This window comes from Sphingomonas sp. BL-S-05 (assembly GCF_055521695.1).
In genome coordinates this window covers 3,196,976-3,223,162 of record NZ_CM145499.1, presented here as the reverse complement: position 1 = coordinate 3,223,162, position 26,187 = coordinate 3,196,976, and the positions used below count along the sequence as shown (strand labels likewise).

24 protein-coding genes are annotated in these 26,187 nt (G+C 66.6%); 6 read left to right on the top strand and 18 right to left on the bottom strand.

The annotated features are described in order from the left end of the window. Positions 1–26: 26 nt before the first annotated feature. From ACZ1JS_RS14980 to ACZ1JS_RS14965, 4 genes are all read right to left on the bottom strand, one after another. Complete coding sequence (locus tag ACZ1JS_RS14980) at positions 27–1,004, bottom strand: hypothetical protein (protein WP_465166762.1); 978 nt, start codon at positions 1,002–1,004, stop codon at positions 27–29. Further along, the gene (locus ACZ1JS_RS14975; protein WP_465166761.1) at positions 1,001–2,377 is read right to left on the bottom strand and encodes a glycosyl transferase family protein; all 1,377 of its coding nucleotides are present in this window, start codon (positions 2,375–2,377) and stop codon (positions 1,001–1,003) included. The genes ACZ1JS_RS14980 and ACZ1JS_RS14975 overlap by 4 nt, the downstream gene beginning before the upstream one ends. Positions 2,378–2,628: 251 nt before the next feature. Further along, complete coding sequence (locus ACZ1JS_RS14970) at positions 2,629–3,138, bottom strand: RcnB family protein (protein WP_242118781.1); 510 nt, start codon at positions 3,136–3,138, stop codon at positions 2,629–2,631. A gap of 244 nt (positions 3,139–3,382) precedes the next feature. Next, the gene (locus tag ACZ1JS_RS14965; RefSeq protein WP_242118779.1) at positions 3,383–3,859 is read right to left on the bottom strand and encodes an outer membrane protein assembly factor BamE; all 477 of its coding nucleotides are present in this window, start codon (positions 3,857–3,859) and stop codon (positions 3,383–3,385) included. A gap of 116 nt (positions 3,860–3,975) precedes the next feature. On the opposite strand from ACZ1JS_RS14965, the gene ACZ1JS_RS14960 reads away from it, so the two are divergent. Beyond that, on the top strand, positions 3,976–4,488 hold the full coding sequence (locus ACZ1JS_RS14960) for a ubiquinol-cytochrome C chaperone family protein (RefSeq protein ID WP_465166760.1): 513 nt from the start codon (positions 3,976–3,978) through the stop codon (positions 4,486–4,488). Beyond that, positions 4,485–5,003 (top strand): YceD family protein, encoded by a 519-nt coding sequence (locus ACZ1JS_RS14955; protein ID WP_465166759.1) that lies wholly within the window; start codon positions 4,485–4,487, stop codon positions 5,001–5,003. Before ACZ1JS_RS14960 ends, ACZ1JS_RS14955 begins: the two co-directional genes overlap by 4 nt. Positions 5,004–5,199: 196 nt before the next feature. Here ACZ1JS_RS14955 and ACZ1JS_RS14950 read toward each other — a convergent pair whose 3' ends face one another. Next, on the bottom strand, positions 5,200–5,820 hold the full coding sequence (locus tag ACZ1JS_RS14950; RefSeq protein WP_465166758.1) for a TetR/AcrR family transcriptional regulator: 621 nt from the start codon (positions 5,818–5,820) through the stop codon (positions 5,200–5,202). A gap of 113 nt (positions 5,821–5,933) precedes the next feature. Here ACZ1JS_RS14950 and ACZ1JS_RS14945 point away from each other — a divergent pair, with 113 nt between their 5' ends. Together ACZ1JS_RS14945 and ACZ1JS_RS14940 are read left to right on the top strand one after the other, a co-directional pair. Next, complete coding sequence (locus ACZ1JS_RS14945; RefSeq protein ID WP_465166757.1) at positions 5,934–8,171, top strand: TonB-dependent receptor; 2,238 nt, start codon at positions 5,934–5,936, stop codon at positions 8,169–8,171. A gap of 147 nt (positions 8,172–8,318) precedes the next feature. Next, positions 8,319–9,545, top strand: a complete 1,227-nt coding sequence (locus ACZ1JS_RS14940) for a spinster family MFS transporter (RefSeq protein ID WP_465166756.1) — start codon at positions 8,319–8,321, stop codon at positions 9,543–9,545. 231 nt (positions 9,546–9,776) lie between these two features. Here ACZ1JS_RS14940 and ACZ1JS_RS14935 read toward each other — a convergent pair whose 3' ends face one another. From ACZ1JS_RS14935 to rpmI, 7 genes are all read right to left on the bottom strand, one after another. Beyond that, positions 9,777–11,348, bottom strand: a complete 1,572-nt coding sequence (locus ACZ1JS_RS14935) for a peptide chain release factor 3 (protein ID WP_465166755.1) — start codon at positions 11,346–11,348, stop codon at positions 9,777–9,779. A 299-nt stretch (positions 11,349–11,647) separates the two neighbouring features. Next, positions 11,648–12,517, bottom strand: a complete 870-nt coding sequence (locus tag ACZ1JS_RS14930) for an aldose 1-epimerase family protein (protein WP_465166754.1) — start codon at positions 12,515–12,517, stop codon at positions 11,648–11,650. After that, positions 12,514–14,877, bottom strand: a complete 2,364-nt coding sequence (gene pheT / locus ACZ1JS_RS14925) for a phenylalanine--tRNA ligase subunit beta (RefSeq protein ID WP_465166753.1) — start codon at positions 14,875–14,877, stop codon at positions 12,514–12,516. Before pheT ends, ACZ1JS_RS14930 begins: the two co-directional genes overlap by 4 nt. After that, complete coding sequence (gene pheS, locus ACZ1JS_RS14920; protein ID WP_465166752.1) at positions 14,874–16,043, bottom strand: phenylalanine--tRNA ligase subunit alpha; 1,170 nt, start codon at positions 16,041–16,043, stop codon at positions 14,874–14,876. Before pheS ends, pheT begins: the two co-directional genes overlap by 4 nt. Further along, positions 16,040–16,435, bottom strand: coding sequence for a GIY-YIG nuclease family protein (locus tag ACZ1JS_RS14915; RefSeq protein WP_465166751.1), 396 nt, complete (start codon positions 16,433–16,435; stop codon positions 16,040–16,042). Before ACZ1JS_RS14915 ends, pheS begins: the two co-directional genes overlap by 4 nt. A gap of 172 nt (positions 16,436–16,607) precedes the next feature. Beyond that, positions 16,608–16,979, bottom strand: coding sequence for a 50S ribosomal protein L20 (gene rplT, locus ACZ1JS_RS14910; RefSeq protein WP_055757215.1), 372 nt, complete (start codon positions 16,977–16,979; stop codon positions 16,608–16,610). A gap of 13 nt (positions 16,980–16,992) precedes the next feature. Beyond that, on the bottom strand, positions 16,993–17,196 hold the full coding sequence (rpmI, locus tag ACZ1JS_RS14905) for a 50S ribosomal protein L35 (RefSeq protein WP_056457646.1): 204 nt from the start codon (positions 17,194–17,196) through the stop codon (positions 16,993–16,995). Between the two features lie 156 nt (positions 17,197–17,352). Between rpmI and ACZ1JS_RS14900 the strand changes: the two genes are divergently transcribed. Continuing rightward, positions 17,353–19,470, top strand: a complete 2,118-nt coding sequence (locus ACZ1JS_RS14900; protein WP_465166750.1) for an AsmA family protein — start codon at positions 17,353–17,355, stop codon at positions 19,468–19,470. 206 nt (positions 19,471–19,676) lie between these two features. Here ACZ1JS_RS14900 and ACZ1JS_RS14895 read toward each other — a convergent pair whose 3' ends face one another. The 6 genes from ACZ1JS_RS14895 to ACZ1JS_RS14870 all read right to left on the bottom strand — a co-directional run bounded on the left by ACZ1JS_RS14895 (position 19,677) and on the right by ACZ1JS_RS14870 (position 24,804). Continuing rightward, a complete protein-coding gene (locus tag ACZ1JS_RS14895; RefSeq protein WP_465166749.1) occupies positions 19,677–20,456 on the bottom strand; it encodes an SDR family oxidoreductase in 780 nt (259 codons plus the stop codon). 10 nt (positions 20,457–20,466) lie between these two features. Further along, the gene (locus tag ACZ1JS_RS14890; RefSeq protein WP_465166748.1) at positions 20,467–21,234 is read right to left on the bottom strand and encodes an ABC transporter permease; all 768 of its coding nucleotides are present in this window, start codon (positions 21,232–21,234) and stop codon (positions 20,467–20,469) included. Beyond that, entirely contained in the window at positions 21,231–22,166 is a 936-nt protein-coding gene (locus ACZ1JS_RS14885) for an ABC transporter ATP-binding protein (protein WP_345878681.1), read from the bottom strand. The genes ACZ1JS_RS14890 and ACZ1JS_RS14885 overlap by 4 nt, the downstream gene beginning before the upstream one ends. Positions 22,167–22,205: 39 nt before the next feature. Continuing rightward, on the bottom strand, positions 22,206–22,937 hold the full coding sequence (locus ACZ1JS_RS14880; protein WP_465166747.1) for a DsbA family protein: 732 nt from the start codon (positions 22,935–22,937) through the stop codon (positions 22,206–22,208). A 2-nt stretch (positions 22,938–22,939) separates the two neighbouring features. Beyond that, complete coding sequence (locus ACZ1JS_RS14875) at positions 22,940–24,295, bottom strand: M48 family metalloprotease (protein ID WP_465166746.1); 1,356 nt, start codon at positions 24,293–24,295, stop codon at positions 22,940–22,942. A gap of 71 nt (positions 24,296–24,366) precedes the next feature. Beyond that, positions 24,367–24,804, bottom strand: coding sequence for a response regulator (locus ACZ1JS_RS14870; protein WP_465166745.1), 438 nt, complete (start codon positions 24,802–24,804; stop codon positions 24,367–24,369). 192 nt (positions 24,805–24,996) lie between these two features. Between ACZ1JS_RS14870 and ACZ1JS_RS14865 the strand changes: the two genes are divergently transcribed. Further along, a complete protein-coding gene (locus ACZ1JS_RS14865; RefSeq protein WP_465166744.1) occupies positions 24,997–26,127 on the top strand; it encodes a phosphoserine transaminase in 1,131 nt (376 codons plus the stop codon). Positions 26,128–26,187 lie beyond the last annotated feature (60 nt).

The following is a 26,187-nucleotide window of genomic DNA, read 5'->3' as shown; positions in this document are numbered from 1 at the left end:
CGCGGGTCCACGGCCAGCCGCTGCCCTCAAAAGTCGCTGCCGAGCGTCAGCGCCAGTCCCGACCCCGGCATCGCCTTTCCCGCCACCCGCTGCCGCCAGTCGAGCGACAGCCGCACCGCCTGTTTGCCGAGCGGCAGGACCGCAACCGCCGATGGCCCGATATCGACCCGCGCCCCCTCGCGCTGTGCGACGCCCCAGCTGCCGACCCCCAGCCGCAATCGCCCCGGTCCGATGCGGTAGAGCACCCGCGCCGCGCCATCGGCATAAGGCTGTGTACCCGACCGCAGCACGACTCCCGCCTGGCCATAGCCCTCGACGACGATCCGCTCGCCGATCGTCCGGTCCATACCGGTGATTACCCCCAGCCCGGTCCCGTCGCCGCCCCGGTCGAGCGCAATTCGCCGCTCCGCCACGATCGCCAGCGCGCCTCCACCCGGTCGCCATTCGACGCCGAACGCCGCCTCGCTCCCCTGCCCCGCCAAGGGCGCGGCGATCCGCCCAATTAGCGCGACCCGGTCGCTTGCACTCACCGGCAGCCGCAGCCGCACCCCGGCCTGCTCGCCGCCCAGTTGTACCGGTCCGCCGGTCGCCGAACCCCCGCGCACCGCCACCCACGCGCTGCCCCGCAGTCCCGGCCGCGCCGACCCCGGCGGCAGATCGGGTCGCGGCAGGACCGGCGGGCCCGCAGTCGCCTCGACCGGTTGCGATACCGCCGGAACGACCGGCGCGACCAATGCCAATTCCACCGCGTTCATCGCTGCCACAGCGGATCGAGAAACGGGCCTTTGTGGATAGGTCTGTTGAAAAACCTGTGGAAAAGCAGTGTGAAGTTTCGGGTTGTCGGGTACCGGCGCCGCCACGACTTTCGGCACCGCTAACCCAACCGCTTCCCCTGTCACGATTTCCACCGCATCGGGCCACAACAGCGCGACGCGCGTACCGACCCAGCCGAACAGGACGACGGCGAGAAACCGGACCGGCCGTCCCCGTCCCGGCGCCATCATGCCGGCAGGTCGGTCGGAAAATGATGCGCCGTCTTGTCCCAGCGCACCGGCTGCCCGCGCAGCAGTGCGGCATAGCGCAGCACCGCCCGCCGTGCGGCGAACAGCGCAACGAAATTGCCGACGAACACGCGCGGGATCGATCGCAGCGCCTCGCACCGGCCATAAGCGCGCCGCACCATCTCGAACCGCACTGCCATCCGCCACGCGAACAGCGCGACATTGGCGTACAGCACCCACAGCATGCTGCTATCGATCGCCGCCGGTGCGCTGCCGCGCCACCTATGCACCGCTTCGTCCAGCCCCCACGCCACCAGTGCGACATAGGCGATGGCGAGCACCGGAATGGCGAGGATCGTCCGCCGGTCGCGCATCCGCATCCAGTGGTCGCGCCAGCCGCGATGCCAGCCGGTACGATCCCATCCGGCAAGGGCGATGCCGGTCATCCAGCGCGCCTTCTGCCGGATCGCGGTGGCCAGCGTTGCCGGGAAATACGCTCGCACCGCGACCGGCGGTCCGTCCGGCGCTTCGAGCGCCCGGACGAACACCCCCCGCCCGCCCAGCGCCCGGACGGTCAGGCCCAACTCGTAATCCTCGGTCAGGCTGGCATCGTCGAACGGCAGACCGCCACGCGCCTCTGCAATCCGTGCCAGCATCGCGATCGAGATCGCGCAGCCGACGCCCGCGAACGGCAGTCCCGCGCCCAGCGCGTGGCGCACCGGCAATTGCCGGCCATGAGCCTCGGCGAACTCGTCGATATAATGGCCCGATACCCATCGCGACGCCGGGTCGGGCAGTGGCAATACCGGGATCTGCACCGCATCGGCGTGGCGCAGCATATGGTCGTACAGCCGCAGCTCGCCGGGATGCACGACATCCTCGGCATCGTGCAACACGATCGCACTGAACGCCCTGCCCTCCGCCGCGCCATCCCCCAGCACCGCGCGCCACAGTGCGTTGAGGCAGTCCGCCTTGGTCGTGGGACCGGGCCGCGGGGTCAGCACCATTCGGACGCGGTCGTCCTCTACCGCCACGGCCGCGATCGCGGCGATCGTTGCCGCGTCATTGGGATAGGCGCCGGCATAGAGCCGCCAGTCGGGATGATCGAACCGGCCGAGCGTCGCGCGCAGCATCGCGCCGATCACCGCTGCCTCGTCCCATGCCGGCACCAGCACCGCGATCCGCCCGGTACAGGTCGTGGTCGGAAAGTCGGCCAGCACCGGGACCGTCGATCCGCGCCAGCGCCTGCGGATCGCGCGCACGACATAGGCAAGGTCGACCGCCACATCGTCGATGCCGCCGATCAGGAATCCGATCGCGGCGAACAACATGGTTTCGCGCGCGATGCCGTCGATCCACGCGACCGCCGCGTCCATTTCAGCCCCCGATAATGCCCCGGAGGCGACGCTAAGCGGACGGCGAAGAACGCGACAAGCAGCCTCACCCTAAAGCACGAAAGCTCTGGTTAAGATTTTTGTGCGTTGCAGTTGAACCGTTGCGAGTCCCGGACGTTCGCAAAACCGGTCCTAAATCCCCTTTCGGGACTGGTGCCCCCGCGCACCGGCCGCGCCGAGCGTACCGACGGCGCGGCCGAACCGCGGGCTGGGTCTGGACCCAGCCCGTTGCTTTACCAATAGAAGTTGCGGACCACGTCGATCACCCGTCCACGCCGGGTATCGACCAGCACCACGTCGTCATAATGCCGGACCCAGCGCTGCGCCCCACGGGCCGGCGGCAGGCGATAGCGGCCGGGATCGCTTACCCAGTAACGCTGTCCGTAAAAGGGACGACCGACCGCGGCGCCGGGGCGAAATGCCTGATAGCGGAACGGCGCGTTCCAGTTGCCGCGCGCATACAGGTTGCGATGCCCGTTGCGATAACCGCGCCACTCGTCGCGGCGCCATTGGCGTTCGCGCAACGTCTGGCGATAGTCGGCGCGCGCCCGGTTCAGGTCGCGGCGCTCGTCGCGAATGTCGCGGCGGCTGCCATGGCGCAGGGCCTGTCGATATTCACGCTGGGCGTCACGATAATCGGCCCGGTCGCGGCGCAGTTCGCGTGCCGATTGTGCGGCGGCGGGTGCGGCCATGGTCGGCACGGCGACCGTCGCGGCCAGCACGGCGAGGATGATCTTACGCATATACTCTCTCCCGTCCTCGGTGGATGACGACGGGATGCCCGAGTCGCGCTGAACGATCGGCGAATGCGGTTGTCAGCTTGTTGAAAGGGTTGGAGCCAGATTGCCTTCACCCCGCCGCCAACCGGTCATTCCAGCGTAAGCTGGAATCTCCCATGATGGTACGGGACAAGGGCCGCGAGAAGCCCCAGCCTTCGCTGGGGCGACGTATCAGCGACAGGATCGCGACCTTGCGATCGGACAACCCTTATTGCTGGCCCGGCCCCGGTCCACCCGTACCCGGCGCGCCGACCGTGCCGATATTGCCGAACAGATCGCTGAAGAAGTTCGATTCGCGGCCCAGCGTCGGCGTCTTCTTGTCCGACGGGCTGATGCCGACGACCTGGTCGATGCCGGTCCGGTCGATCTTGGTCACGTTGCCGGCCTGGTCGAAGGTGATCTTCAGCGTCGTCTGATCGACGGCACGCGGGCGATTGAACGCGAGGTTGCGGCTGTCGCGCGACAGATAGAACCATTCGCGGTCGGAAAACTGGCCGACAAAGGTGGGCGTACCCAGCGTCTGCAACACCGACTGGCGGGTGTCGACGCCCGGCTGGACCGCATTCACCAGATCGGGATCGATGACATAGCCCTGATGGCTGCGCAGCTTCGTGCAGCCTCCCAGGCCCGCCGCGGCACAGGCGATCATCAGCGCCACTGCGCCACGGGTGGGGAAGCGAACCATAAAATCTCCGTCCAGCGAACGCGCGACCGGGCCACGCCCGATTGCATCGCGCGGCCACGCGTTCAATATGACGGACCCGCGTTATCCACAAGCGCGCCCTTGTCTGCCGGAGAGTCATGCGCCTGCCACGCCTGTTCCGTCGTGCGCCGCCCCCACGGGTCGCCGCCACCCTGTACGACGCGGTCGTTGCGCATGGGCGGCAACCGCATTGGTATCTCGACGGGCAGGTGCCCGATACGCTCGACGGCCGCTTCGACATGATCGCCGCCATCCTCGCGATGGTGATGTTGCGTCTGGAGGGAGAGGGGGCAGGGGCCGCACCCGCCGCGTCGCTCGCCGAATGTTTCGTCGACGACATGGATGGGCAGCTCCGCCAGATCGGGTTCGGCGACATGGTCGTCGGCAAGCATATCGGGCGGATGATGGCGATGCTCGGCGGGCGGCTGGGCGCGTATCGCGACGGGCTGACCGACGGATCGCTGGAGGCGGCATTGGTCCGCAACCTCTATCGCGGCGTCGAACCCGATGCCCATGCGCTCGTTTACGTGGCTGCCCATCTGCGGCGCCTCCGCGCCGCGCTCGATACCGTGTCCGTCGACGATCTTCTTGCCGGAAAGCTGCCCGAATGACTCCCGAATTCCACCGCCCCGTCCGCATCGACCAGATCGGCGAGGGCGAATCCCGCCAGCATATCTCCGCGGATGCCGACGAACGCCGCCGGCTGATGGGCCGATTCGGCCTGCTCGCGCTCGATTCGCTCGAAGCGGACTATAGCCTGCGCCGCGACGCCGCCGGCATCGTCGCCACCGGCCGGTTGACGGCACAGGTCGCGCAACCCTGTGTCGCCAGCGGTGAACCGGTGCCCGAATCGGTCGACGAACCCTTCACCCTGCGTTTCCTGCCCGAAGGCAGCGTGGAGGGCGGCGAACTCGAACTCGACGACGACGCCATGGACACGATGTTCTACGCAGGCGCGTCGATCGATCTCGGCGAAGCCGCCGCCGAAACGCTCGCCCTCGCGCTCGACCCCTATCCGCGCAGCCCGCATGCCGAGGAAGCATTGCGCGCAGCCGGCGTGCTGAAGGAGGAAGAGGCGGGGCCGCTGTCGGCGTTGAGCGGGTTGAAGGACCTGCTGAAGAAATAAGGCTTCACGCGAAGGCGCGAAGGGGGGGGGCGCGCAAAGGCGCAAAGGACGCAAAGACGGTCCGCTCGCTGCGCCAGCAGCAATTACCTCCCGACCATCCAGGCGCTTCATCACCGGATCGCCATATCTCTGCCTGGCGTCCAACGCCTCTGCGTCCTTTGCGCCTCTGCGCGAGACATTTTCTCTTCTTGGTGTCTTAGCGCGAACCAACCATCCCCCTTGCCAGCAAGGTAGCGACCGCGTCCGCCACATCCTCCGGCGCCCGATCCTCCGCCCAAACTCCATAGCGCAGCCCGAGAAACACGTTCATCCCCATGATCGCCCAGGCATGGACTTCGGACACCTCGCCCGACACCTCGCCCCGGTCCGCCGCCGCGCGCAGCCGCGCCGCGATCCGGTCCGCCGTCGTCGAATAATGGAGCCGGAAGCTCGCCGGATCGACGAACTCGGCCTCGTCGATGATGCGGTAGATTTCCTTGTGCGCCCGCACGAAGCGGATGAATTCGAGCAGCCCGGCACGCTCCGCCGCGATCTGCCCGTCGGCCTCGCGAATCGCCGGTGCGACATGGTCGCGCACCTGTGCCGACATGTCGGCGACCAGCGCCCGGAACACCGCGTCCTTCGAATCGAAATAGGTGTAGAAACTGCCCAGCGCCACGCCGGCCCGCCGCGTGATCCCGCTGATCGACCCTTCGTGAAATCCCTTTTCCCCGAATTCGGCGGCGGCGGCGTCGAGGATCGTGCGACGGGTGCGGCGACCGCGTTCGGTGCGCGGCATCTTGTCGTCGCCGGCGCTGCTCGCCCCCGTCTCGACCATAATCACTCTCCCGGTCCGGGCATAAGTTGAAACCCGGTTCATCTTTCAGTATAGCCAAGCGCAACGACGTACAACCCGACCAAATGGGTGGCGTTCATAGCAGGGAGAGGTCGATGCGTCGCACGTTCGAAATCCGCGCCGGTTTGTTGCTGGGGGCGGCAATCGCCACGGCGCCGGCCTATGCCCAAAGCACCGAAACACCGCCCGAAAGCCCGGCCGAATCGGCATCGACGGTGACCGATCAGGGCGATGGCGACATCGTCGTCACCGCGCGGCGGCGTGCCGAAAGCGTCATCGACGTGCCGATCGCCATGTCGGTGGTCACCGGCGACCAGCTCAACCGCACCGGTGCGGTCGACATCACCGCGCTGCAGGACAAGACGCCCAACCTGACGCTGCAGATCGCGCGCGGCTCCAACTCCACCCTGATCGCGTTCAGCCGCGGCGTCGGGCAGCAGGACCCGCTCTGGGGCTTCGAACCCGGTGTCGGCCTGTATCTCGACGATGTCTATGTCGCCCGGCCGCAGGGCGCGGTGCTCGATATCTTCGATGTCGAACGGGTCGAGGTGCTGCGTGGGCCGCAGGGTACGCTCTACGGCCGCAACACCATCGGCGGCGCGATCAAATATGTGACGAAGCGGCTGGGCAACGATTATGCGGCGACGGCGCGTGCGTCCTACGGCTCGTACAACCAGTTCGATCTGGTGGGGCAGGTGACGGTGCCGATCGGCGACAGCTTCGCGATCGGCGGGGCGATCGCCCGCTACAAGCGCGACGGATACGGCACCAACCTGACCACCGGCGCCGACCAATATGACAAGGACGTGCTCGCCGCGCGCGTTTCGGCCGAATGGACTCCGACCGACAGCATCTTTGTCCGCCTTGCCGGCGACCGCACGCTCGACCGGTCGAACCCGCGCCACGGTACCCGGCTGCTGGGGAACGGCACCGACCCGCGCTACGCCCCGACCGGCAATGTCTACGACACCCGTGCCGGCATCGGCGACCGCAACCGGGTGGTGGCGCAAGGCGTGTCGCTCACCGGCGAGTTCCAGCTATCCGACTTGCTGACCTTCAAATCGATCAGCGCGTACCGCGAAGGTGCCACCAACACCGTCATCGATTTCGACAACACCGCATTGCCGACGCTCGACGTGCCCGCCGAATATGACGACTGGCAATTCACTCAGGAACTGCAACTGCTGATCCAGGGCGATCGGGTGCAGGGCGTCGTCGGCCTCTATTACCTCGACGCCGACGCCTCGGGCGCGTTCGACACGGTGCTGGGTGGCCTGAACCTGACCACGCTGACCTCGGGACAGGTACGGACCAAAAGCTATGCCGCGTTCGGCGACGTCAGCTACGACCTGACCGACCGGCTGAAGGTCTCGGCGGGCCTGCGCTATACCAAGGATGACAAGACCGGCACCGTCTTCCGCCGCAACTATACCGGCATTCGCAGCCCACGCTTCGGCAACGCCGCCGCCGTGCCGGGGCTGATCCGGACCGACTACACCAACGACCGCAGTTTCGACCAGTTCACCCCGCGCGTCTCGATCAGCTACGAGCCGCGCCGGGACCTGAACCTTTATGCGTCATGGGGCAGGGGGTTCAAATCGGGCGGCTTCGACATGCGCGGCGACGCGGTGTTCACCCCCACGACCGTCAATGGCTATGATCCCGAAAAGATCACCAGCTACGAAGTCGGCATGAAGGGCGCGTTCCTCGACCGTACCCTGTTCCTCAACATGGCCGGCTATTATTCGCGCTATACCGACCAGCAGGTTACGATCCAGGTGCCCAATGTCGCCGGCGGCATCGCCAGCTTCGTCGACAATGCCGGCAAGGCCGATATCTACGGGCTGGAGATCGAGGGGCGGATGGTCCCGTCGCGCAATTTCTCGGCGCAGGTCTCGTTCGGCTATACCAATGCCGACTACAAGGAATTCCTGACCTTCATCAACGGCGGCACCACGCCCGTCGATGTCGCCAACCAGCGCGTGTTCCAGAATACGCCCGAATTCACCGCCGCCGCCTCCTTCACCGCCTCGACCGATTTCGCCGGCGGCGCGCTGTCGGTGACGCCCGAGGTCACGCTGCGCAGCGATTATTCGCTGTTCGAAATCCCGACGCCGGCACTCGATCAGGACGGCTATGCGTTGGTCAACGCCTCGGCCAACTGGATTTCGGGCGATGGCCGCTACCGGATCGGCATGGCGCTGCGCAACCTGACCGATCAGCGCTACCGGGTCGGCGGCTATAACTTCCCCGGTGCGCTCTTCGGCAATTCGATCATCGGCTATTACGGCCCGCCGCGCACCGCGACCGCCACGTTCGAGGTGAAATTCTAAATCCTCCCCGGCACGGGGAGGGGACCGCCGCGCAGCGGTGGTGGAGGGGGGCGTCCACCTTCACGACGGTTGCGTTCGCGGCGCTCCCCCTCCACCAGCTGCGCTGGTCCCCCTCCCCGTGAACGGGGAGGATTTTCGAGGAAGTGCATGAAAAACCCCCGCATCACCCTCGCCATGTTGCTGCTGGTCTACAGCTTCAACTTCCTCGACCGGCAGATCCTCTCGATCCTCGCGCAGCCGGTGCAGCGCGACCTCGGCCTCGACGACGGACAGATGGGGATGCTTGGTGGCCTCGCCTTCGCCGCGCTCTATTCGACGCTGGCGATCCCCCTCGCGCTGATCGCCGATCGCACCAGCCGCACCTGGGTCATCACGCTCAGCCTCGCCGTGTGGAGCGCGTTCACCGCGCTGTGCGGCACCGCGCAGAATTTTACCCAGATGTTCCTGTTCCGCCTCGGTGTCGGGGTAGGGGAGGCGGGCGGCGTCGCCCCGTCCTATGCGCTGATCGCCGACACTTTCCCCCCCGAACGCCGCGCCCGCGCGCTCGCCATCTATTCGCTCGGCATCCCGCTGGGCGCGGCGGGCGGCGTCCTGCTCGGCGGCTATATCGCGCAGGCGGTCGAATGGCGCACCGCCTTCTACACCGTCGGGCTGGCCGGGCTGGTCATCGCCCCCTTCTTCCGGCTGCTGGTAAAGGACCCGCCGCGTGCCGCCGCCAGTGCCGATCGCATCCCCGTCGGCCGCGTGTTCGGCATCCTCGCGCGCAAGCCCAGCTTCTGGCTGCTCGCCTTCGGCGCGGCGGCCGGGTCGATGTGCGGCTATGGCGTGGCCTTCTGGCTGCCCAGCCTGATGATGCGCAGCTTTGGCCTCGATCTGGTCCAGACGGGCCAGTTCTTCGGTGCGCTGCTGCTGACCGGCGGGGTGGCCGGCATCTTGCTCGGCGGCGCGCTCGGCGACCGGCTGGGCGCGCGGGACAAGCGCTGGTACGCATTGCTGCCGGCGCTCTGCTACGTCCTCGGCACGCCGCTGTTCATCGCCGGCGTCCTGTCGAGCGGCTGGGTCGCCGCCTTCGCCCTTTTCCTCCTCCCGCAAGCGCTGGTCTATGTGTGGCTCGGCCCGGTCCTGACCGCCGTCCAGCACCTTGTCCCCGCCCATATGCGCGCCACCGCCTCGGCCTGTTTCCTGCTCATCAACAACCTGATCGGGCTGGGGCTGGGCAGCTGGGTCGTCGGGCAACTCTCGAAGGGGCTGGCGCCGACCTATGGCAGCGAATCGCTTCGCTATGCGATCGCCGCCGCCCTGTGCCTGTATCTGGTCGCCGGTGCACTGATGGCGCTCGCCAGCCGCCGGCTCGGGCGCGACTGGGTGGCATGATTTGATTCACGCGAAGGCGCGAAGGCCGCGAAAAGAAGAAGGTAGATTTCGCGCAAAGGCGCAGAGGACGCAAAGAAGGCACTTGCCGCAGCAGCGGCTTTCACACCAAGGGCAGCGGAGGCGAGGCTTCGCCGGATCGACGTCAGTCCCCGTGACCGCTACCCCTCTGCGTCCTTTGCGCCTCTGCGCGAATCAAACTCCTTCGTGCCTTCGCGCCTTCGCGTGATCCCTCTACCGCTCCCGCGTCGCCGCGAACGTCACCTTGGAGTAGCGATCGGCAATATAGCCGACCTCCCACGCGCTCTTCGCCAGGAACACCGGATTCCCGTCCCGATCCTTCGCCATCGCCGAACGATGCAGGTCGGTAAACGCCTTCAGATCCGCCGGATCGGCCGAAGACACCCACCGCGCCGTCTCGAACGGCGCCATTTCCAGCCCCGCCGCGACCTTGTATTCGACGTCCAGCCGGCTGAGCAGCACTTCCAATTGCAACTGCCCGACCACGCCGATCACCCAGTTCGACCCGATATCGGGATAGAAGACCTGCGTGACCCCTTCCTCGGCCATGTCGTCCAGTGCTTTGCGCAACTGCTTGGTCTTGGTCGGATCCTTCAGCACCACGCGCCGCAATATTTCCGGCGCGAAGTTCGGCAGCCCGGTGAAGCGCACATCGGCCCGCTCCGACAGCGTATCGCCGACGCGCAGCGTGCCATGGTTGGGAATGCCGATGATATCGCCCGGATAGGCTTCGTCGGCCAGTTCGCGTTCGCGCGCGAAGAACAGGATCGGCGAATGGATCGCGATCGGCTTGCCGTGCCCGGTCGGGGTCAGCTTCATGCCGCGCTTGAACGTCCCCGAACACAGCCGCATGAACGCGATCCGGTCGCGGTGATTGGGGTCCATGTTCGCCTGCACCTTGAACACGAACCCGGTCACCCGGTCGTCGGTCGGGTCGACCGGTGCCGGCTCGGCCGGCTGCGGGCGGGGCGGGGGGGCGTGGCGCGCGATCGCGTCGATCAGCGAATCGACGCCGAACTCCTTCAATGCCGACCCGAAATAGACTGGCGTCAGATCGCCGGCCCGATACGCCGCGCCGTCGAACGCAGCATAGCCGCCGGTCGCCAACTCGGCCTCCTCGCGCAGCCGCTCGGCACCCTCCGCCGACAGCACCGCATCGATCCGTTCGTCGTCCAGCCCGGTGAACTGTTCGACCTTGCCCTGGAAATCCTTGGTCCCGGCCTCGGGCTGCAACAGCCGGTTGTCGACCAGGTCGTAAATCCCCTCGAACTGTCCGCCCATGCCCGCCGGCCATGTCATCGGGCAGACGTCGAGTTGCAGCATGTCGGCAACTTCATCGAGCAGCGCGAACGGATCGCGCCCCTCGCGGTCGACCTTGTTGACGAAGGTGATGATCGGCACGCTGCGCAACCGGCACACTTCGAACAGCTTGCGCGTCTGCGGCTCGATGCCCTTCGCCGCGTCGATCACCATCACCGCCGAATTGACCGCGGTCAGCGTGCGGTACGTGTCTTCGGAAAAATCCTCGTGGCCCGGCGTGTCGAGCAGGTTGAAGGTCAGGCCGTTCCGCTCGAACGTCATCACCGACGAGGTGACCGAAATCCCGCGCTGCTGCTCGATCTTCATCCAGTCCGACCGCGCGCGCCGGGCGGCGCCACGTGCCTTGACCTCGCCCGCCAGATGGATCGCACCGCCGAACAGCAGCAGCTTTTCGGTCAGCGTGGTCTTGCCGGCGTCGGGGTGGGAAATGATCGCAAAGGTGCGGCGATCGGAAATATGGTCCATCGCCGGCCTTTAGGGCCGGGCGGGGAGGGCGGCAAGATTGGCTTCGTGTCGCGGGGGAAGAAGGCGGGTTCACGCGAAGGCGCGAAGGCGCGGAGTTTGGTTTCGCGCAAAGGCGCAAAGGACGCAAAGAGGTTGCGTTCGCGCGGAAGGTGCGCCGCGTCAGCGGCCTTACTTTAGCTGCAACCTAAGTAACGTTCTGCCGAACGCACCCGGTTGCCAAGACCGCAACCCCTCAGCGTCCTTTGCGCCTTTGCGCGAAATCGAACCCTACTTCTTCCCTTCGCGCCTTCGCGTGTACCTTAACCCTCCAACGTCACCGACATTGCCGCCCGATGCGACTGCCCCGGTGCGACACGGTGGATACCTGGCTTGTCGAAGATATCGCCATCGAACCCTTCGGGGTCCGCGATCCCGTCCCATGGCTCGATACAGACGAAGCTTGCACCGGGCTTGGTCCAGATGCCGAGCTTGGGCATCCCCGGGAAATCGACCCGCAACTGCGGCCCATCCTCGGCACCATAGCGGACCCAGCTGCTTCGAACCGGATCGAAAACCAGCGCATCGTCCGCGAACAGTTCGTCGGTCAGCGTCAACACCCGGTCGACCACCGGATCGGGCCGACGCTCGGGCGCGATCGTCCCGTTGGCGGCAATCGCGGCGACGGTGCCAACTTCCGCATCCGAAAACACCATCCGATGCGCCGCGCGGTCACGGCCATAGGGCAGCGGCCATGCGAAGGCCGGATGGAAACCGATGCTCGCCGGCAGGTCGCGGTTGCCGTTATTCGTCACCGTTACAACGCTGTGCAGCGTCGCGCCCTCCAGCGAATGTTCCACGTGGAGCATGAACGCGAACGGATACACCTTCCGCGTCTCTTCGTCGTCGACCAGTTCGAACCGGACGGACGTGTCGCTCTGTGCAACCTTCGTAAACTTCCGCCGCCGCGCAAAGCCGTGCTTGGCGAGGTGGAAGGTCTCGCCATCCACCCGATAGCGATCGTCCTGCACCGCGCCGATGATCGGGAACAGGATCGGCGCATGCCCGGTCCAGTATGCCGGATCGGCATCGGTCATCAGTTCGCGGCCCGCCGCATCCTTGATCGAATGCAGCTCGGCGCCCAGCGGTTCGACCGCCACGGTCAGCGTGCCGTTGGTCAGGGTCATAGTCATGCGCGCAGGCTCCCGCCGATCTTGGTCGCCGCAGCGACGATCTTGTCCGATATCGCCTTCAATTCGGCATCGGTGAAGCTCTTGGCGCCCGGCTGCAAGGTGACCTCGATCGCGAGGCTCTTATGCCCCGGCTCGACGCCGGTGCCGGCGAACACGTCGAACAGCCGCGCATCGACGATCGCCGCCTTGTCCGCGCCGCGCACCGCCCGCACCAGCTGGTCGCCCGCCACATTATCCGCCACCACGAACGCGAAGTCGCGCGTCACCGCCTGCAACGCCGGCGGCGCATAGGCCCCGCGCATCGCCCCGCCGCCACGCTTGGCCGGCAGGGCGTCGAGATAGAGTTCGGCCGCGACCGTGCCGGCCGGCAGGTCGAACGCCTTGGCAATCGTCGGATGCAGCACGCCGAAGCTCGCCAGCACCGTCTTCGGCCCCAGCCGCAGCGTCGCCGACTGCCCCGGATGATAGACGTCGCCCGGCGCCTCCATCACCTGCAGATTGCCGACCGGCGCCCCTGCCGCCTCCAGCAGCGCCAGCAACTCGCCTTTGGCATCGAACGCATCGAAGCCCTGCGCCTTGCCCCCGCGCCAGCCGCGCGGGGACCGCTCGCCCGCGAACACGATGCCCAGCGTCATCCGCTCGGCATCGGCCAGATAGCGCCGCCCGATCTCGAACAGCTTCACGCTGCTTGCCCCACGCTTCAGATTGCGCGCCGCCGCGCTCAACAATCCGGGCAGCAGCGACGGCCGCATGATCCGCATGTCGTTGGCGATCGGGTTCACGACCTCCCACGCGCCGCCGCCGAAGGGCGCGGCTTCGTCCTCGGCGATGAAGCTCCACGTAATCGCCTCGGCCAGCCCGCGCGCCGCCGCCGCGCGCCGGATGCGCCGCTCCAGCTTCTGTTCCGCCGTCGCGGTCGGCACCGCCACGCCCGCCGGCCGGTCGAGCGGGGTCGAGGGGACCTTGTCCAGCCCTTCGATGCGGATCACTTCCTCGACCAGATCTGCGGTCCCGTCGATATCGCGCCGCCACGACGGGACGGTCACCTGCCAGCCATCGCCGACCGTGAAGCCCAGCCGTTCGAGGATATCGCGCTGCCGATCCTCGGCCACGTCCAGCCCGCCCAGCGTCGCCACCCGCGCGGGTTGATGGATGATGGTGCGCGGCTCGACCGGTGGCGATCCCGCCCGGGTCACGCCGCTGGCGGTGCCGCCGCACAGCTGCAGCACATAATCGGTCGCGATCGCCAGTCCCTGATCGAGGAACGCCGGATCGACCCCGCGTTCGAACCGGGTGCGCGCATCGCTGGTCAGTGCCAGCTTCTGTCCGGTCCGCGCGATCGCTTGCGGATTGAAATAGGCGCATTCGATCAGCACGTCGGTGGTCGCCGTCGACACGCCCGAATGCTCGCCGCCCATGATCCCGCCAATGTCATGGACGCCGGCATCGTCGGCGATCACCGTCTCGCCGCCGGCCAGCGTGTAGGACTTGCCGTTCAGCGCGACGACGCTCTCGCCGGCCACCGCCTTGCGCGCGACCAGACCGCCGGTCAGCTTCGCCATGTCATAGACGTGCAGCGGCCGCCCCAGATCGAACATCACGTAATTGGTGATGTCGACCAGCGTCGAGATCGGCTTCTGCCCGATCGCGTTCAACCGCTTGCGCATCCAGTCGGGCGACTCGCCGTTGCGCAGCCCACGCACCGCCTGTGCGTAGAAGGCCGGGCAGCCATCGGCGTCCTCGACCCGCACATCGGGGCCATCGCCCTCACCCGCGACGACCGGCACCGCCAGCGGCTTCAGCGTGCCATAGCCCGCCGCCGCCAGATCGCGCGCGATGCCGCGCACGCCCATGCAATCCTGCCGGTTCGGGGTGACGCTGACGTCGATGACCGGATCGTCCAACCCGGCATAGGCGGGGAAGGGGGTGCCGACCGGCGCATCGTCGGGCAGCTCGATGATCCCGTCATGATCCTCGCCCAGCTCCAGTTCGCGGGTCGAACACATCATGCCGTTCGATTCGACGCCGCGGATCGCCGCGACCTTCAGCACCATGCCGTTGGCCGGCACCGTCGCGCCGGGCATGCCGAACACGCCGACCAGCCCCGCACGGGCATTGGGCGCGCCGCACACGACCTGCAACGGACCATCGCCGGCATCGACCGACAGCACCTGCAGCTTGTCGGCCTGCGGATGCCGTTCGGCGGTGAGGACGCGGGCGACGCGGAAGGCGGCCAGCTTCTCGCCCGGATTCTCGACGCCTTCGACCTCCAGCCCGATCGCGTTCAGCGCGCCCAGGATCGTGTCGAGCGTCGCATCGGTGTCGAGATGCTCCTGGAGCCAGCCATAGGTGAACTTCATGCCGTCACTCCCCCCGACAGCGTGGGAACGTCCAGCGCCGAAAATCCATAATGTTTGAGCCAGCGCAGATCGCCGTCGAAGAACGGCCGCAAATCGTCCATGCCGTATTTCAGCATCGCCAGCCGGTCGACGCCGGTGCCGAATGCGAAGCCCTGCCACTCGTTCGGGTCCAGCCCGCACGCCGCGATGACCTTGGGGTGGACCATGCCGCTGCCCAGCACCTCCATCCAGCCGCCATTGCCCTTGGTCGGATCACCGCCGACCACGCGCCGCCCCTTTTCTAGGCGGTAGCCGATATCGACCTCCGCCGACGGTTCGGTGAACGGGAAATAGCTCGGCCGCAGCCGCAGGACGATGTCGTCGCGCTCGAAATAGGCCTTCAGGAACGTCTCCAGCGTCCATTTGAGATGCCCCATATGGATGCCGCGATCGATCACCAGCCCTTCGATCTGGTGGAACATCGGCGTGTGGGTCGCGTCGCTGTCGCTGCGATAGACCCGGCCCGGCGCGATGATGCGGATCGGCGGCTTTTGCGCCATCATCGTGCGGATCTGCACCGGGCTCGTATGCGTGCGCAGGACGTAGCGTTCCGTAGCGCCGGTGGCGGAGCCAGCGTCGTCGGACGGCGCTTCGCCGCCGCCGGCCGCGCTTGTAGTTTCCTCGCCCTGCGGGCTTAGGCGCTGCGCGTAGAAGGTATCGTGCATCGCCCGCGCCGGATGCGTTTCGGGAATGTTGAGCGCGGTGAAATTGTGCCAGTCGTCCTCGATCTCTGGCCCCGTCGCCACGGCGAAACCCAGATCGGCGAAAATCTCCGCCAGTTCGTCCATCACCTGGCTGACGGGATGGACCCCGCCCGGTGCCGGCCGATCGACCGGCAGCGTGAGGTCGACCCGTTCGCTCGCCAGCTTCGCCGCCAGTGCCTTCGCCTCCAGATCGGCCTTGCGCGCGCCGATCGCACCCGTCACCGCCTCGCGCAGCGCATGGATGCCCGGCGCCACCGTCTGGCGTTCCTCGGGCGACAGCGCGCCCAGCGTCTTCAGCAGGCCGGTAATCGCCCCCTGCTTGCCCAGCGCATGAACGCGCACCGCCTCCAGCGCGTCGACGCCGGCAGAGGCGTCGATGGCGGCGAGCAGGTCGGCACGCAATTGGTCGAGATCGGGGGTCACGGTCGCTCCGCTGGTCTGGATATGGAGCGAGGCTTTATTGCGGAACGATGGCGAAGCCTAGCCCCGTGGCGAGGTCGGACCAGTGGGGGTTGTCCTGCTCGACCAGATTCTGCTTTCCAGTCGCGGTTCCGTTTCTTGATCCGCTTCTCACGCTGGATGACGGTTTCCATGGTCTCGTGGCGTTCGAACCAGACCAGGCGGGTACAATGGCGTTCGCTTGAGAAACCACGGAAGGTCCCGTCGCGGTGCTGATGGACCCGTTGGATCAGGTTGCTGGTGACGCCGATATAGGTCGTGCCGTTGCGGCCGCTCGCCATGATGTACACGCACGGCTCGAAGATGCGCATCACACCAGCCTCCACTTCGTCGTTCCCGCGCAGGCGGGAACCCATAGCCGGTGACGATGCTAATGGAGCCGGGACGGTAGCGTCTACGGATTCCCGCCTGCGCGGGAATGACGAAGGCAGGGTGCCTTCTTGGCCTTCGCGGGAATGACGCATGCACGAAAAACGCCGGCGGGTTACCCCACCGGCGTTTCTCATCCCGCAAACAGGAACCGCAGCGTTACGCGGCGGCCTGTTCCGGCAGGGCGGCCTTCGCCTGCGCGACGATCGCCTTGAAGGCGGCTTCCTCGTGCATCGCGATATCGGCCAGGACCTTCCGGTCGAGTTCGATGCCGGCCAGCTTGCAGCCGTGCATGAACTGCGAATAGGTGATGCCTTCCGCGCGGACACCGGCGTTGATGCGCTGGATCCACAGACCACGGAAGGTCCGCTTCTTCACCTTGCGGTCGCGATAGGCGTACTGACCGGCCTTTTCGACGGCCTGGCGCGCGATGCGGATGGTGTTCTTGCGACGGCCATAATAGCCCTTCGCCTGATCCAAAATCCGCTTGTGCTTCGCCTTGGTGGTCGTGCCGCGCTTGATGCGTGCCATGTCTCGTTACTCCTTAGCGAAGACCGTAGGGTGCCCATGCCTTGATGTGCGCGACATCGGCATCGGCGAGGACCGAGGTCCCCCGGTTCTGACGGATATACTTCGCATTGTGCGAGATCAGGCGGTGGCGCTTGCCGGCGACGCCGTGCTTCACCTTGCCGGTGGCGGTGAACTTGAAGCGCTTCTTGACGCCGCTCTTGGTCTTGAGCTTGGGCATTTTGGTCTCCTCAAAAATCACGACGTGCGGATTGCCGCGGCAGCCCCAGATGGCCGGGCGAATCCCGAAAGGTCGTGGAAAGAGCGCGCCCCTAACCCGGATGGGCGCGGAACGCAACCACCGGAACTCGTTACGGCTGCGAACGGTTGAGCGGCGATGGCCGAAGTTTCCCCGACGAACGGCGCCCCAGACGCCCCCCGCGCCCGCAACTGGCGGCGGATCGCGCTCAGGACGCTGGTCGGCGTGGTCGGAACGATCTTCCTGTCGTGGCTGATCCTGTTCGTCACCAAGGGCCGGTTCCTGAAAGGAACGTTCGAGCGGATCGCCTCGTCCCAAAGCGGTCGCACGGTCCGGGTCGCGGGCGATTTCCAATTCTACTTCAATCCGATCGATCTCAAATTCCTGGCGCAAGGGCTGTCGGTATCGAACCCCGACTGGGCCGGCGGCGGCAATCTGTTCGAAGCGAGGAAGCTCGACAGCTCGACCGCGACGCTCACCTTTCTGTTCGGACGCCGCCGGGTCAACTGGCTGGAACTCGACGGCGCACGCGCCGATCTCCACTGGGATGCGGCGCGCAAGCGCAACACCTGGACCTTCGGCGATCCGAACAAGCCGGGCAAGAAGCTCGAACTGCCGGTCGTGCGCAGCGGAATCTTCCGCGATACCCGCATTCGTTACCGCGACCCGCAATTCCTTCTCGACGGTACGTTCGACCTCGACACGACGATCAGCGAAGGCACGCAGTTCGTCAGTGCGATTCGCGCGACCGGACGCGGCACGGTGCGCGGCCGCCCGTTCCGCCTGACCGGCGAGCTGCAATCACCCAACGCGACGATCCGTGGCGGGCAGAATCAGCTGACAGCCCGGGTCGAGGTCGCCCGGTCGGTCGCGATCCTCGCCGGCACGCTGCCCGGCCCGACCCAGCTCGACGGATCGAACCTCGCCGTCCGCCTGAAGGGGCGCAACCTGTCGGATGTGTTCGCGGTGCTCGGCATCGTCACGCCGGACACCCGCCGCTATCGCCTGACCGGGCGGATGACCAAGGACGGGCCGGACTGGAAATTCACCCGGTTGGAGGGCGTATTCGGCGACAGCGATCTGGCCGGCAGCCTGACCGTGACGCAGCGCGAACCGCGCTTGCTGCTGACCGCAGACCTGACTTCGCGCACTCTCGACATCGTCGATATGTCGGCATTCGTCGGCTACGACCTCGAACGGGTCGAGGCGCAGGGCGCGGCAGGGGTCATCGAACGCGAAGGGGGCGCCCCCCGCCTGCTCCCCGATGCCAAGCTCAACGTCGAGGCATTGCGCAATTTCGATGCGAGGGTCCGTTACAAGGTCGGTACGGTCCGTGCGCGCAGCCTGCCGGTGTCGAATGTCGACCTCACGCTCGACCTCGACGACCGGCTGCTCAAACTTTCGCCGCTGACCTTTGCGATGGCGCGCGGCAATGTCGCATCGAACGTGGTGATCGATGCGCGTCGCCGCCCCGCCGTCACCGATTACGACATCCGCCTGTCGCCGACGCCGATGGGGCGGCTGCTCGCCGGCTGGGGCGTCGAGGAAGCGGGCACGTCGGGCACGGTCAAGGCGCGGGTGAAGCTGACCGGTACCGGCGATACGGTCCATGATTCGCTGGCCAGCTCGAACGGCCGTATCGCGATCATCCTGCCCGCCGGCAGTTTCTGGACGCGCAACGTGCAATTGTCCGAACTCGACCTCGGCACCTTCGCACAGAAGATGTTCGAGGGGCGGCTGAAGGAACCGGTGCGCATCAATTGCGGCCTGATCGGCTTCACCGTTCGGAACGGGGTCGCGGCGGCGGACCCGATCCTGATCGATACGCAAAAGAATGTCATGGTCGGACGCGGCGGGTTCAGCTTCCGCAACGAATCGATCGATCTCGCCGTCCGCGCCGATTCGAAGCGCTTCTCGCTGTTCGCCGGTCAGTCGCCGGTCGGCATCGGCGGCTATTTCGCGCAGCCGCGTTATTCGGTCATCAGCCCCGAACTGTTGGGGCGTGCCGGGGCCGGGCTGGGGCTCGCGGTGGTGGCGACGCCACTGGCGGGCGTGCTGGCCTTCGTCGATCCGGGCGATGCGAAGGGCGCGGCGTGCGGCCCGGTCCTCGCCGGCGCGACCGCCCGCGCGCAGCGGACCAAGGACGGCGAACCGCGGGATGACGTTGGTCGAGGGACGACCGCCAAGGCCGAGAATGGGCGGTCAAACCGGGGCGAGCGCAAGGAACAGCGCAAGAAGTTTCTCGGGATTTTTTGAAGAAGATCGGGGTTCGCGCGAAGGCGCAAAGGGCGCAAAGAGCGTTCTCACGCCGCGACGCGGCTCTTCCATCATTGTGCAGCGCATAAGAGGCTTCGCCGGACAGGCTACCGCCGTCGCGTACGCAACCCCTTAGCGCCCTTTGCGCCTTCGCGCGAAAACCATCCTTTCTATCTTTTCTTCGGGTCTCTGCCTTCGCGTGAAAATCACATAATCCCCGGAAACGCCCCGCCATCGATCAACAGGCTCTGCCCGGTGATGAACCCGGCCCGGTCCGAACACAGGAAGGCGCAGGCCGCACCGAACTCGGCCGGGTCGCCGATCCGCTTGGCCGGAATCGCCTGCGCCCGCTTCGCTTTCTCCTCCTCGGGCGTCGTTCCGTTCTTCTGCGCCGCCGCTTCGCTCATCGATGCGATGCGCGCGGTATCGAACGATCCGGGCAACAGGCCGTTGATCGTCACGTTCGATCCCGCCACCTGCCGCGCGATCCCCGCGACGAACCCGGTAAGGCCGGCCCGCGCCCCGCTCGACAGGTCGAGCCCCGGCAGCGGCATCTTGACCGAGCCCGAGGTGATGTTGACCACCCGCCCGAACCCGCGCTCGACCATGCCGGGCAACACCGCCTGCAACAGCAGCGCCGGGGTGACGAAATTGCTTTCCAGTCCCGCGCGAATGCCGTCGGCTGCCAGTTCGGTATAGGGTTTGACCGGCGGTCCGCCATTATTGTTGACGAGGATGTCGGGATCGGGACAGGCAGCGAGCAGCGCGGCGCGACCTTCCTCGGTCGACAGGTCGGCGACGACCTCGGTCACCGTCACGCCGGTCTCCTCTCGAATCGCCGCCGCCGTCGCCGCCAGCTTCGCCGCGTCGCGGCCGTTGACGACGACCTCGACCCCGGCCCGCGCCAGTTCCAGCGCGCACGCCCGGCCCAGCCCCGCGCTCGACGCGCACACGATCGCCTTGCGGCCAGCAATTCCCAAATCCATGCGGACTCCCTTACTTCTTCAGCCGCCATCCGGTGCGAAAGATCACGGCGATCACCGTGACGCAAATGCACAGAAACCCGAAGGTCGCACCCAGGCTCGCCGCCACCGGAACATCGCCGACCCCGAAAAAGGTCCAGCGAAACCCGCTGATGAGATAGACGATCGGGTTGAACAGGCTGATCGTCCGCCACACGCCCGGCAGCATGTCGATCGAATAGAAGGCGCCGCCGAGGAAGGTCAGCGGCGTCACCACCAACAGCGGGATGACCTGCAACTGTTCGAACCCCTTGGCCCATAGCCCGAGAATGAAGCCGAACAGGCAGAAGGTGACCGCCACCAGCAGCAGATAGCATAGCGCCCAGAACGGGTGCGCGACCTGTACATCGACGAACAGATGCGCGGTGGCGAAGATCACCAGCGCGACGATACACGACTTGCTCGCCGCCGCCCCGACATAGCCGACCAGCGTTTCCAGCGTCGAAACCGGCGCCGACAAGAGTTCATAGATCGTCCCCGACCATTTGGGCATGAAGATGCCGAAACTGGCGTTGAAGATGCTTTCGGTCAGCATCGTCAGCATCATCAGGCCGGGGACGATGAACGCGCCGTACGGCACGCCGCCGACCTCGTTCATGCGGCTGCCGATCGCGGTGCCGAACACCACGAAATAAAGCGAGGTCGTGATGACCGGCGTCATCAGCGAGGTCCAGATCGTCCGCCCGAACCGGGCCAGTTCGAAGCGATAGATGGCCAGCACGCCATGCCAGTTGAACGTCATGCCCGGCCCTCCTGTTCATGCACCAGGCCAACGAAGATATCCTCGAGGCTCGACTGCTTCGTCGCGATATCCTTCCACGCGATCCCCGCCTCGTCGGCGGCGCGCAGCAGCGCGCGCACGCCATTATCCTCGGCATTGGCGTCGAAGGCGAAGGTCAGCGCATGGCCTTCGTCGGTCAGCGTCAGCGGCCAGTGCGACAGCGCGCCCGGCACCTCGGCCAACGGTTCGGACAGGGTCAGGGTCAGCGTCTTCTTGCCCAGCTTGCGCATCAGCGCCGCCTTCTCGTCGACCAGGATCAACCGGCCCTTGGCGATCACCCCCACCCGGTCGGCCATTTCCTCGGCCTCCTCGATATAATGGGTGGTCAGGATGATGGTGACGCCGCGTTCGCGCAACTCGTGGACCAGCCGCCACATGTCGCGGCGCAACTCGACATCGACGCCCGCGGTCGGTTCGTCGAGGAACAGGATATCGGGTTCGTGGCTGAGCGCCTTGGCGATCATCACCCGGCGTTTCATGCCGCCCGACAATTCGGTCATCTTCGCATCGCGCTTGTCCCACAGGGTCAGGTCGCGCAGCAGCTTTTCGATAAAGGCCGCGTCGCCATGCCGCCCGAACAGCCGGCGCGAAAAGGTGACGGTCGCCATCACCGTCTCGAACGCGTCGGTCAGCAATTCCTGCGGCACCAGCCCGATCCGGGTCCGCGTCTCGCGATAATCGCGCACCGTGTCGAACCCGGCGGCGGTGATCGTCCCCGCGCTCGGCGTGACGATGCCGCACACGATGCTGATCAGCGTCGTCTTGCCCGCTCCGTTCGGTCCCAGCAGCGCGAAGATTTCGCCCTTGCCGATATCTAGATCGGTCGGCTGCAACGCGACCGTGCCGGACTTGTAGGTCTTGGCGACGCCCCGGATCGAAAGAATGGTTTCCATGGAACGGCTTGTTCCATGCTTTTATGACGGAGAAAAGGCTCAGGCGGCGGGCGTTGTCTTCGCCTTGCGCGCCTCCGCGACCGCGGCCTGCAATGCGGGCAGCGTCTGGGCACCGCCCAGCACCTGATCGCCCACGACCCATGACGGCGTGCCGCTGAAGCCGAGGACGCCGGCGGTCTTCAGGTTGCGTTCGATCTCGCCCGCAATCTGTGGTGACGCGATCGCAGCGCGCGCGGCATCGACGTCGAGCCCGGCCGCCTTCGCCGCCGCCTCGATCGTGGCATTATCGACCCGCCCGGCCGCGTACAGCGCGTCGTGGAACGGCTTGAACTTGCCCTGTTGCGCCGCCGCCAGCGCCCATTCGGCGGCGGTGCGGCTGCCCTGCGACAGGATCGGCAGCTCGCGATAGACGATGCGCACATTCGGATCGCTGGCGATCAACCCGCTGATCGCCGGCAGGCTCGCCCGGCAGAAACCGCAGGCATAATCCAGATAGGCAACGACACTGACATCGCCATTCGGGTTACCCGCGATCGCACCGGGAAAGGGTTCGACGATCGCGGCACGATTGGCGGCGACCGCCTTGCCCGCTTCCTTCGCCTGCAACCGCCGCATCGCTTCCGGCAGGATTTCGGGATTGGCGAGGATATAGTCGCGCACCACCGTCTCGGTCGCCGTCCGGTCGGTCGCCACGCGCTGCGCCACGATCGCCCCGCCGGCGCCGGCCAGCGCGGCCGCCGCCACCATCGCGATATTGCCCATCCGCCCCATGATCAGCCCCGCCGCCTGCGATTGCGCTTCTCTTCCTCGAACGCGGTCTGCGACGTCATTTGAATATCCTGTGCCCGTATCCAGTCGGTCGACCCCTGCGGCAACAGCGCCATCGCTCGTCGCGCACTGGCCAGCGCCATGCCGTTGTCGCCGATCAGCGACGTATATTCCGCCATTGCCAGCGCGACGCGCGCGGGATCGCCGCGCCGTTCGTAGAGGATGCTCAACTGGTACCACGCGAACGGATTCTGATTGTCGCGCGCCACCGCCTGTTTGAGCACCCGTTCGGCCTCGTCGAGCAGCGCCGGGTCCTCCGCCGCGATCAGCGCATGGCCGAAACTGGCGGCGATCAGCGGCGACGACCGGGTCCGCTCGGTCGCCTCGCGCAACGCCGACAGCGCTTCCTTCGGTTTCCCCGATTCGAGCAGGATCTGCCCTTCGAGCTCTAGGAAATAGGGGTCGTCGGGCGCCGATTTGACCAATGCCAGCGTCTCGTCCGCGGCCTGCTCAGGATAGCCCGACTTATGATAGGCGTAGGCACGCGCGTAATGGGCGTACACGCTCTGGTCGCTGGCCGGATAGCGACGCAGCGTATCCTTTGGGTCGCTGACATAGCCGCGCAGCTTCGCCTGTACCCGCTTGAACCGGACTTCCAGCGTCGGATCGGTCGGTGTCTTGAACGAAGGTGAGGACTGCACGTCCTGCGTCAGATTGGCGATGCGTTCCCCGCTCAACGGGTGGGTGCGCTGGTAGCTGTTGTCCTGCGGGATGGCGAGGCGATATTCCATGTTCTGGAGCTTCTTGAAGAAGTCCAGCATCCCCTGTCCCGAGACGTTGGCGCTGCGCAGAAAGCGGGTACCGGCGGCGTCGGCGGAACTCTCCTGCGTCCGGCTGAACGCCAGATAGCTGCTCATCGCCGCCTGCTGTCCCGCCGCGAGGATGCCGGCGCCCGCCTCGCCCGCGCCTGCCGCCATCGCCGCGACGCCCAGCAACAGGCTCAGCACGGTGATACCGGTCGCGGGAGCCATGCCCCGCCCGGCCAGCGGCACGTGCCCGCCGACGATATGGCCGATTTCATGGGCGATGACACCCTGGACCTCGTTGGCGTCGTCGGCGGCGTCGATCAGGCCCGAATGGATATAGACCGTCTGTCCGCCCGCGACGAAGGCGTTGATCGACTTGTCCTGCAGCAGCACAACGTTGAAGTTGCGTGGATCCAGCCCCGCCGCGACCGCGATCGGCCGCGACATGTCGTTCAGCAGCGCCTCGGTCTCGGCATCGCGCAGCAACGACTGCGCCGCGGCCGGCTGTACGAACAGGAGAATGGCGGCAGCGATGCCGCCCAGCGCGCGCTTCATGAACGTCCTTATCGGCCATCGGCCGGACACGGGTCAACGCCGCCTGTGACGGGGGCGCGCTGAACCGCGGCTTAAGCGATGGCGCGCACTTCGGGAGGAGCGCCGAACAGCTTGATGCCGAGCGGGGGTTCCGACCGGTCGCCATGGCGGGCACGTACGGCGAAATCGACGATCCGCCCGACCGAATCATATCCGCACGGCTTCGAAACGACACCCAGTGCGCCGTCGATCCCGTCGTGCAGCAAATTGGGGTTGGCGGTCAGGAAAATGACCGTGGTGCCGTAGTTGCGGCCCAGCATTCGCCCGATCATCGGCCCGGTCGGCCCGTCGCGCAGGTTGCAATCGACCAGCGCGACATCGGGCCGTGCCGTCGCAAGCTCCATCGCCCGCGTCATATCCGCGGCGATGCCGACGGGGCGATAGCCATGTTCCTCCAACGACGCTTCGAGGTCGATCGCGACCAGCATCTCGTCCTCGACGATCAGGACGGTGGGCAAGGAAGCGTACATTTCGGACATATCAATGGGTGGCAACGCCGAAAGGTCGCATCCGGTTCCGACACCCGGTTCCGGCAACGATCATGCGCGCGACCGCCGATATCCGCAACAACATGGGTTGTGTCATGCCAAACACGCCGCTAATGGCCGCGGCGGGCCACGCTGTCCCAACGCAGCGCGTGCTCTCTGTGAGGAGAGACTGACATGACTGATCTTCCGCCTAAGCCGGCGACGACCCCTGCGCGTCCCTATTTTTCGTCCGGCCCCTGCGCCAAGCCGCCGGGCTGGTCCGCCGACCGCCTAAATCCCGTCAGCCTCGGCCGGTCGCACCGCTCGAAGATCGGCAAGCAGCGTCTGCAATATTGCATCGACCTGATGCGCGAGCTGCTCAAGCTCCCCGACACCCACCGCATCGGCATCGTTCCCGGTTCCGACACCGGCGCATTCGAAATGGCGATGTGGACGATGCTGGGCGCCCGTCCGGTCACCGCGCTCGCATGGGAAAGCTTCGGCGAGGGCTGGGTGACCGATGCGGTCAAGCAGCTCAAGATCGATCCGACCGTCGTGCGCGCCGATTACGGCCAGCTGCCCGACCTCACCGCGATCGACTGGACCAACGACGTCCTGTTCACGTGGAACGGCACCACGTCGGGCGTGCGTGTGCCGAACGCCGATTTCATTCCCGCCGACCGCGAGGGACTGTCGTTCGCCGATGCGACCTCGGGCGTGTTCGCCTATGACATCGACTGGGCGAAGATCGACGTCGCGACGTTCAGCTGGCAGAAGGTGCTGGGCGGCGAGGGTGCGCATGGCGTACTGATCCTCGGCCCCCGCGCGGTCGAACGCCTCGAAACCTATACCCCCGCCTGGCCGCTGCCGAAAGTCTTCCGGCTGGTGTCGAAGGGCAAGCTGACCGAAGGCATCTTCAAGGGCGAGACGATCAACACCCCATCGATGCTGGCGGTCGAGGACGCGATCTTCAGCCTCGAATGGGGCAAGTCGCTTGGGCCAAACGGCTTGATCGCGCGCAGCGACGCCAATGCCGCCGCGCTCGACAAGATCGTCGAGGAGCGCGACTGGCTCGGCCATCTCGCCGCCGATCCGGCGACCCGGTCGAAGACCAGCGTCTGCCTGACCGTCGAGGGGGCCGATGAGGCACTGATCAAGAAGATGGCCTCGCTGCTCGAGGCCGAAGGCGCTGCCTTTGACGTCGCGGGATATCGCGACGCTCCGGCGGGCCTGCGCATCTGGTGCGGCGCGACCGTCGATACCGCGGACATCGAGGCGCTCGGCCCTTGGCTCGACTGGGCCTACGCGACCGCCAAGGCGGCATAAAGCCCTCTCCCCTTCAGGGGAGAGGGTTGGGAGAGGGGCAGTAGCGCCACCTTTCCGCCC

What these genes read in the sequence shown, in the direction of transcription:
- ACZ1JS_RS14895 (WP_465166749.1), bottom strand. Translation starts at nt 20,456, where the DNA reads ATGGATTTGGGAATTGCTGGCCGCAAGGCGATCGTGTGCGCGTCGAGC.
- ACZ1JS_RS14950 (WP_465166758.1), bottom strand. Translation starts at nt 5,820, where the DNA reads ATGGTCGAGACGGGGGCGAGCAGCGCCGGCGACGACAAGATGCCGCGC.
- ACZ1JS_RS14970 (WP_242118781.1), bottom strand. Translation starts at nt 3,138, where the DNA reads ATGCGTAAGATCATCCTCGCCGTGCTGGCCGCGACGGTCGCCGTGCCG.
- rplT (WP_055757215.1), bottom strand. Translation starts at nt 16,979, where the DNA reads ATGGCACGCATCAAGCGCGGCACGACCACCAAGGCGAAGCACAAGCGG.
- ACZ1JS_RS14955 (WP_465166759.1), top strand. Translation starts at nt 4,485, where the DNA reads ATGACTCCCGAATTCCACCGCCCCGTCCGCATCGACCAGATCGGCGAG.
- ACZ1JS_RS14945 (WP_465166757.1), top strand. Translation starts at nt 5,934, where the DNA reads ATGCGTCGCACGTTCGAAATCCGCGCCGGTTTGTTGCTGGGGGCGGCA.
- ACZ1JS_RS14940 (WP_465166756.1), top strand. Translation starts at nt 8,319, where the DNA reads ATGAAAAACCCCCGCATCACCCTCGCCATGTTGCTGCTGGTCTACAGC.
- ACZ1JS_RS14875 (WP_465166746.1), bottom strand. Translation starts at nt 24,295, where the DNA reads ATGAAGCGCGCGCTGGGCGGCATCGCTGCCGCCATTCTCCTGTTCGTA.
- ACZ1JS_RS14900 (WP_465166750.1), top strand. Translation starts at nt 17,353, where the DNA reads ATGGCCGAAGTTTCCCCGACGAACGGCGCCCCAGACGCCCCCCGCGCC.
- ACZ1JS_RS14975 (WP_465166761.1), bottom strand. Translation starts at nt 2,377, where the DNA reads ATGGACGCGGCGGTCGCGTGGATCGACGGCATCGCGCGCGAAACCATG.
- ACZ1JS_RS14960 (WP_465166760.1), top strand. Translation starts at nt 3,976, where the DNA reads ATGCGCCTGCCACGCCTGTTCCGTCGTGCGCCGCCCCCACGGGTCGCC.
- ACZ1JS_RS14980 (WP_465166762.1), bottom strand. Translation starts at nt 1,004, where the DNA reads ATGATGGCGCCGGGACGGGGACGGCCGGTCCGGTTTCTCGCCGTCGTC.
- ACZ1JS_RS14880 (WP_465166747.1), bottom strand. Translation starts at nt 22,937, where the DNA reads ATGGGGCGGATGGGCAATATCGCGATGGTGGCGGCGGCCGCGCTGGCC.
- ACZ1JS_RS14915 (WP_465166751.1), bottom strand. Translation starts at nt 16,435, where the DNA reads ATGGGTTCCCGCCTGCGCGGGAACGACGAAGTGGAGGCTGGTGTGATG.
- pheT (WP_465166753.1), bottom strand. Translation starts at nt 14,877, where the DNA reads ATGAAGTTCACCTATGGCTGGCTCCAGGAGCATCTCGACACCGATGCG.
- ACZ1JS_RS14965 (WP_242118779.1), bottom strand. Translation starts at nt 3,859, where the DNA reads ATGGTTCGCTTCCCCACCCGTGGCGCAGTGGCGCTGATGATCGCCTGT.
- ACZ1JS_RS14935 (WP_465166755.1), bottom strand. Translation starts at nt 11,348, where the DNA reads ATGGACCATATTTCCGATCGCCGCACCTTTGCGATCATTTCCCACCCC.
- rpmI (WP_056457646.1), bottom strand. Translation starts at nt 17,196, where the DNA reads ATGCCCAAGCTCAAGACCAAGAGCGGCGTCAAGAAGCGCTTCAAGTTC.
- ACZ1JS_RS14865 (WP_465166744.1), top strand. Translation starts at nt 24,997, where the DNA reads ATGACTGATCTTCCGCCTAAGCCGGCGACGACCCCTGCGCGTCCCTAT.
- ACZ1JS_RS14870 (WP_465166745.1), bottom strand. Translation starts at nt 24,804, where the DNA reads ATGTACGCTTCCTTGCCCACCGTCCTGATCGTCGAGGACGAGATGCTG.
- ACZ1JS_RS14930 (WP_465166754.1), bottom strand. Translation starts at nt 12,517, where the DNA reads ATGACTATGACCCTGACCAACGGCACGCTGACCGTGGCGGTCGAACCG.
- ACZ1JS_RS14890 (WP_465166748.1), bottom strand. Translation starts at nt 21,234, where the DNA reads ATGACGTTCAACTGGCATGGCGTGCTGGCCATCTATCGCTTCGAACTG.
- ACZ1JS_RS14885 (WP_345878681.1), bottom strand. Translation starts at nt 22,166, where the DNA reads ATGGAAACCATTCTTTCGATCCGGGGCGTCGCCAAGACCTACAAGTCC.